This is a genomic window from Thiocapsa sp. (assembly GCF_011390875.1).
In the GTDB taxonomy this organism is placed as follows: domain Bacteria; phylum Pseudomonadota; class Gammaproteobacteria; order Chromatiales; family Chromatiaceae; genus Thiocapsa.
On sequence record NZ_JAABRP010000275.1, the window covers coordinates 1 to 5,058 of the forward strand.

5 protein-coding genes are annotated in these 5,058 nt (G+C 66.6%); 1 reads left to right on the forward strand and 4 read right to left on the reverse strand.

Annotated elements, in window-relative coordinates; genetic code table 11:
• The coding region (locus tag GPT33_RS16895; RefSeq protein ID WP_296811282.1) for a PAN domain-containing protein at positions 1 to 1,311 on the reverse strand (1,311 nt) is incomplete at its 3' end.
• A 79-nt stretch (positions 1,312 to 1,390) separates the two neighbouring features.
• On the reverse strand, positions 1,391 to 1,912 hold the full coding sequence (locus tag GPT33_RS16900; protein WP_296811283.1) for a transglycosylase SLT domain-containing protein: 522 nt from the start codon (positions 1,910 to 1,912) through the stop codon (positions 1,391 to 1,393).
• A 395-nt stretch (positions 1,913 to 2,307) separates the two neighbouring features.
• Here GPT33_RS16900 and GPT33_RS16905 point away from each other — a divergent pair, with 395 nt between their 5' ends.
• Positions 2,308 to 2,955, forward strand: coding sequence for a hypothetical protein (locus GPT33_RS16905; RefSeq protein ID WP_296811287.1), 648 nt, complete (start codon positions 2,308 to 2,310; stop codon positions 2,953 to 2,955).
• A 201-nt stretch (positions 2,956 to 3,156) separates the two neighbouring features.
• On the opposite strand, the gene GPT33_RS16910 is transcribed toward GPT33_RS16905, so the two are convergent.
• Positions 3,157 to 3,438: a hypothetical protein gene (locus GPT33_RS16910; protein ID WP_296811290.1), complete on the reverse strand. Its 282-nt coding sequence runs from the start codon at positions 3,436 to 3,438 to the stop codon at positions 3,157 to 3,159.
• Between the two features lie 106 nt (positions 3,439 to 3,544).
• The gene (gene ald / locus GPT33_RS16915) at positions 3,545 to 4,657 is read right to left on the reverse strand and encodes an alanine dehydrogenase (protein WP_296811292.1); all 1,113 of its coding nucleotides are present in this window, start codon (positions 4,655 to 4,657) and stop codon (positions 3,545 to 3,547) included.
• Positions 4,658 to 5,058: the final 401 nt, after the last annotated feature.

The following is a 5,058-nucleotide window of genomic DNA, read 5'->3' on the forward strand; positions in this document are numbered from 1 at the left end:
ATTCGCGTCCCAGGTGGAGAGCTGCTGGCGGAACCGACCGCTCGCGACCGCGGAACCCAGGGCACGGTCGCCGATGCGATAGACCGCCGCGTCGATCCGATCCGTGTTGACCGAGACGACCGGGATCGCCGGATCGCCGCCCGCGGGCAGCACGTAGGCACGCCCGAGGAAGCGGACCATCGGCGCGCGGTCGCGCACGAAGATCTCCAGATCCGAAGTCTTGGCGAGGGTCTCGCCGTCCGCCGCCGGGAGTCCGGCGCGGACCTGGATGCGGTAGCGCGCGCCGTGCTCGACCCCGTCGATGCAGATCTGCCGGGCCTCGACCTCGATCGGCAGATCGGTGCGGTCGGTCACCCGCACGAAGTCGGCAAGCTGGCCGCGGTCGCGCGCCAGAGGGTCGCTGAATTGGAGACAGATGCGGGGGCTCGCGGCGTCAGAGTCGACCTCGTTTCCGGTGACGCGGAAACCGTGCTCGCCGATCAGACGGTCGTACTCGGCGCGAACCGAAGCGTCCTCGACCAGCGCGAGCGATGCGCGCAAGGAACGGATCGCGGGGCGCCAGTCGTCGCGCTCGGCGAGGGTTCGGGAGAGCACGACCAATGCATCGGCGCGGTCCGACGCGCCCTCGGAGCGCCAATAGGCGTTGACGGCCGCCGCGGTCGCGTCCTGCTTGAAGATTTGCCGTGCCTGCCAGTCGGAGGGCTCGGCGGCCATCGCCGTGCGGGCAAGATCGAGCCAGAGGCTGCGGTTGTCGGGAGAAAGGCGCAGGGCCGCAGCATAGATGTCCGCCGCGCGCTGAGGGTTGTTTGCGGCAGCCCGCCTGGCCTCGGCGGCCAACGACGCGGGCGCCTGTTCGCGGGGTGCCGCCTCGGCGATGCGCGCCGCCAGCTTACGGGCGGCGTCCAGCTCGCCGCGCGGGAGGAAGCGCAGTTCCACACTGCGGGACGCAGCAAGATCCGGGGACGACACGGTCGTCTGACCGATCCGGACGCGACCGGAGACGGCATCCGGGAAGGGGCGTGCATCGGAGGCGGACGCCTTGAGGAAACACCAGCCCGCCTTGCTGTTGAATGTGAAGGCGCTGCAGCGGTTGTCTTCGAGACAGGCGTCGCGACAGGCTTCGAGATCGACCCCCTTCAGCGTTTCGTAATCCCCGCCGAAATAATCCATGCCCGGAGTCAGAAGAATACTGCGCGCGCCGTCCTCGGCCGCTTCCGCCGCGTCGCTGGCCGTTGGCAAACCCGTCGACAGGGACGCGGCGAACAGCGCCCCGACACAGCCCGCAAAAAATCGAGGCGAGGAACCGAGCATGACGACACTCCTGTGGTCACCGACACCGGTGGGTCAGGGCAACTCTAGTGCGCGTTCCGGTCGAGGTAAAGGGAACGGATCAGCGGCGACAGGAGCGCAGCTGTGCCCCGTAGGTCTTCGCTTGCTGATCGACCCGGCGAGCGACACGCACCAGCCAAGCCTTCTTTCGATAGGTCTCGCGCTGGAAACCGCGATGGCCCTCGTGATAGGCGAGGTACTGACGGTAGCCATCCCATTTGGAGATGCCGAGCGTGCGGTGGCTGACGTCCGTGTACCAACCGACGAAGTCGACCGCATGGTCGAAATTCGTCCGCTTCGCGCGCCGATTTCCCGTCTGCTCACGATACCAGTCCCAGGTTCCGTCGATCGCCTGCGAGTAGCCGTAGGCGCTGGACACGCGTCCCGGCGGCCGGGCGTCGTGCCGGAAGCTCGACTCGGCCTGGATGATGGCCAACTGGACAGGAACCGGTGTCCCCCACTTGCGCTCGGCCTTCTTCGTCGCCTTGTACCAGCTCGGGCGCTCTTTGAAGATGGCGCAGGCGTCGAGCGGTTTGGACGGTGGAGGCGGTGCGGAGGCACAACCGCCGGCGATCAGGAGCACAAGGCCAACGACACCGAGAATGCTCGACCGCGGGCCGTGCGACCCGGCCCATTCACGGACGCGAGCCGGGGTCATCGGCAGGGCAGACAGGACTCTCACCGCCGTCGAGAGGCCCGACGACGCCGGGTTCGGCGCTGGTCTCTCGGTGCGGCTTGGCCGCTTGTCTCGCCGACTCATCCTGCTGCAACGGACCCGCCGACCGAGCTCGATGCGACCGACGGCCGCACTCGGAGAAAGCCGAAATCGTCCGGCGCAGTCGAAAAATCCTGCTGAAATTCCCTTAACACTCATCGAAAGTAAGGGTTAATATCCGGTTGCTTGACAAATTCGACGGAACTCCTCAATCGGGGGGATGCGTCGATCACTCGCCCACTGACCCGAAAGGAGGGTTCGCCATGTTCAAATCCAAAGACGCTGTCTCGACGGAGACAGCGAAAAAAACCAAGAGCACCGACCAAGGCTCGCTGATGATGGCTCTCTTGCCATCGGTTATCCTCTACGTCGCTGCCGTCGTTCTGATTGCACTCACCCGCGACGACGCGACCGGAACCATACCCTACTGGGAGACCTTCGTCCCGGTCGTCGCCTTCATCTCCTTGCTCTCGGGCTTCGGACAGGCCTATGTCCGCGATCAGTCCTACTTGTTTTATACCCTGAAGCAGGTCCTGCACTGGGGGATCGTGATCGGTCTGCTGTGGCTGCTGCACACGCACGGCGTGCGCGCCGCGCTCGACGATCAGAAATACCTGCTGGTGCTGCTCTACCTGCTCGGCCTCGCGACCCTGCTCGCCGGCCTGCACATGGATTGGAAATTCGTTTTCTTCGGTGCCTTCCTGGCCTTCTGCACCTACATCCTGGCCGCGCCGGAGAATGTCGCCATCCTCGCCCCGATCGGGGAGACCTTCGGCATCGCCAACGCGCAAGACAAGCCGATGGCCATGATGATCGGCACCGCCGTGGCCGCCTTCCTGGCCAGCACCCTGGTCCTCATCGGGATGCGCGGCGCCATCCTGTCCAAGCGCGTCAGTTCGGCAAGGGCCTGACGGGATCGATCGAGCGGACGCTCGCGTGGCACGCCTGACACGGCGTGCAGATCCGACGGTCTCTGGCCGACGCCGGTAACCCGGGTGTAAAACCGGGGGCACGAGGCATCGGATGATCACCGCGCCTCACTCGAGGCGCGCGTCCGGTTGGATCCCGAGCGACGAGAGCCCCGCGATCTGCGGGGCTGCACTCCCGGGGAGTCAGCCCGCGAAGCCGTAAGCCACCCGGCAGTCCGCATCCAGGTCCCCGCCCTCGCCGTGATACACATTCGATAAAACATCGACATCCTCGGATCCGTCGGCCGGAGGTGCCGTGATGGATGGGCGCCCGGGCTCGATCCTCGCACCGAGCGGAGCGCGCCGGTGCGTCGGCGACTCCCACAGGAGAAACAGGCCGGCAGGCACCGGACTCCCGAGGAATACGGCACCGAGCCAAGGCACGCTTGGCGGGCCGACGATACTCGCGACACCGAGGGTCTGCAAGACACCCGCTCGGCCTCGTCAGACGACTGTCGAAGCGGGGTCATCGGGGACCGAGACCTGACGCGCGAACCTCCCGACCGCTGCCCGTAGAGGTCGCGAGATCCGATCAAAGAATGTCGGCGACCTCGACGACGCGATACCCCAACGCATCGGCCACGGCCGGATGGACCACCTTCCCTTCGCACACGTTGAGCCCGCCGCGAAGATGCGGATCATCCCTCAAGGCCGTACGCCACCCTTTGTCGGCCAACGCCAGCACGTAGGGGAGCGTCGCGTTGTTCAAGGCGTAGGTGGAGGTATGCGGCACCGCGCCGGGAATGTTCGCGACGCAGTAGTGAAGGATGCCGTCCACGACGTAAGTCGGTTGGTCATGCGTCGTCGGGCGCGAGGTCTCGAAGCAGCCCCCTTGATCGATCGAGACATCGACCATCACGGCCCCGCGGCGCATGTCGCCGAGCATCGCCCGCGTGACGAGGTGCGGCGCCGTCGCACCCGGAATCAGGACGGCACCGATCACCAGATCAGCCTCCCGGAGCGCGCCGCTCAGCGTCGCCCGATTGGAGTGGACGACCCGCGCGCGCGACTCGAAGTGTGCCGCCAAGCGGTCCAGCACCGCCGGATTGCGATCCAGAATGGTCACGTCCGCCTGCAGGCCCACCGCCATCTGCGCGGCGTTGAAGCCGACGACCCCGCCTCCCAAGATCAGCACGCGACCGGGTGCCACCCCCGGGACACCGCCGAGCAGCACACCGCGCCCGCCGTGCAATGCCTGCAAAGCCGTGGCTCCGGCCTGGATCGCGAGTCTTCCCGCGACCTGGCTCATCGGCCGCAGGAGCGGCAGACCGCCGAGTGCGTCGGTAACCGTCTCGTAGGCAATGCAAACCGCGCCGGAGGCGACCAGATCGCGCGTCTGCTCCGGATCCGGCGCGAGGTGCAGGTAAGAGAACAGGACCTGCCCCGGCCGCAACCAGGCGCGTTCCTGCGGTTGCGGCTCCTTCACCTTGACCAACACATCGGCCTGCGCAAAGACCTCCTCGGCCGTCGCGCAGATCTGCGCGCCCGCGGCCCGATAGACCTCGTCGCTTGCCCCGATACCGACCCCGGCCGCCGTCTCCACCAGGACGCGATGCCCGCAGGCGACCACCTCCGCCACCGACTCCGGCGACAGACTGACGCGGTACTCGTGGATCTTGATCTCGCGTGGAACCCCGATGTGCATCCAGTCATCCTCCTGCGTCTTTGCAACGGTCACGCACCCGTGACGGGCGCGAGTCGGCCAACAGGATGAAGATGGGGCACGGACGACGCCCCGAGAAGGGCGTCGGCGCGGCCGGTCGCGCCGGCAGGTGCGCGCCCCCTGTTTCGCAATCTTGAGTGTAGCGTCGTCATCGCGCTCGGGCCGGAGAGACGCACGAGTCCAGTCGCGCGCAACGGCAAGGACCGACATGCTGCCATGACGTCGCTACGCGAGGTCGAAACATCGCGTCCGGTCGCTCGCCACCGCGAAGGTGATGGCGTACCCTTCGGGCCTTTGTCGATCTCGAGAACAAAAACGTGAGCGTCATTCGCAGCCGGCATATCGGACGACGGAATCAACGCGGATTCATCGCTGCAATCGGC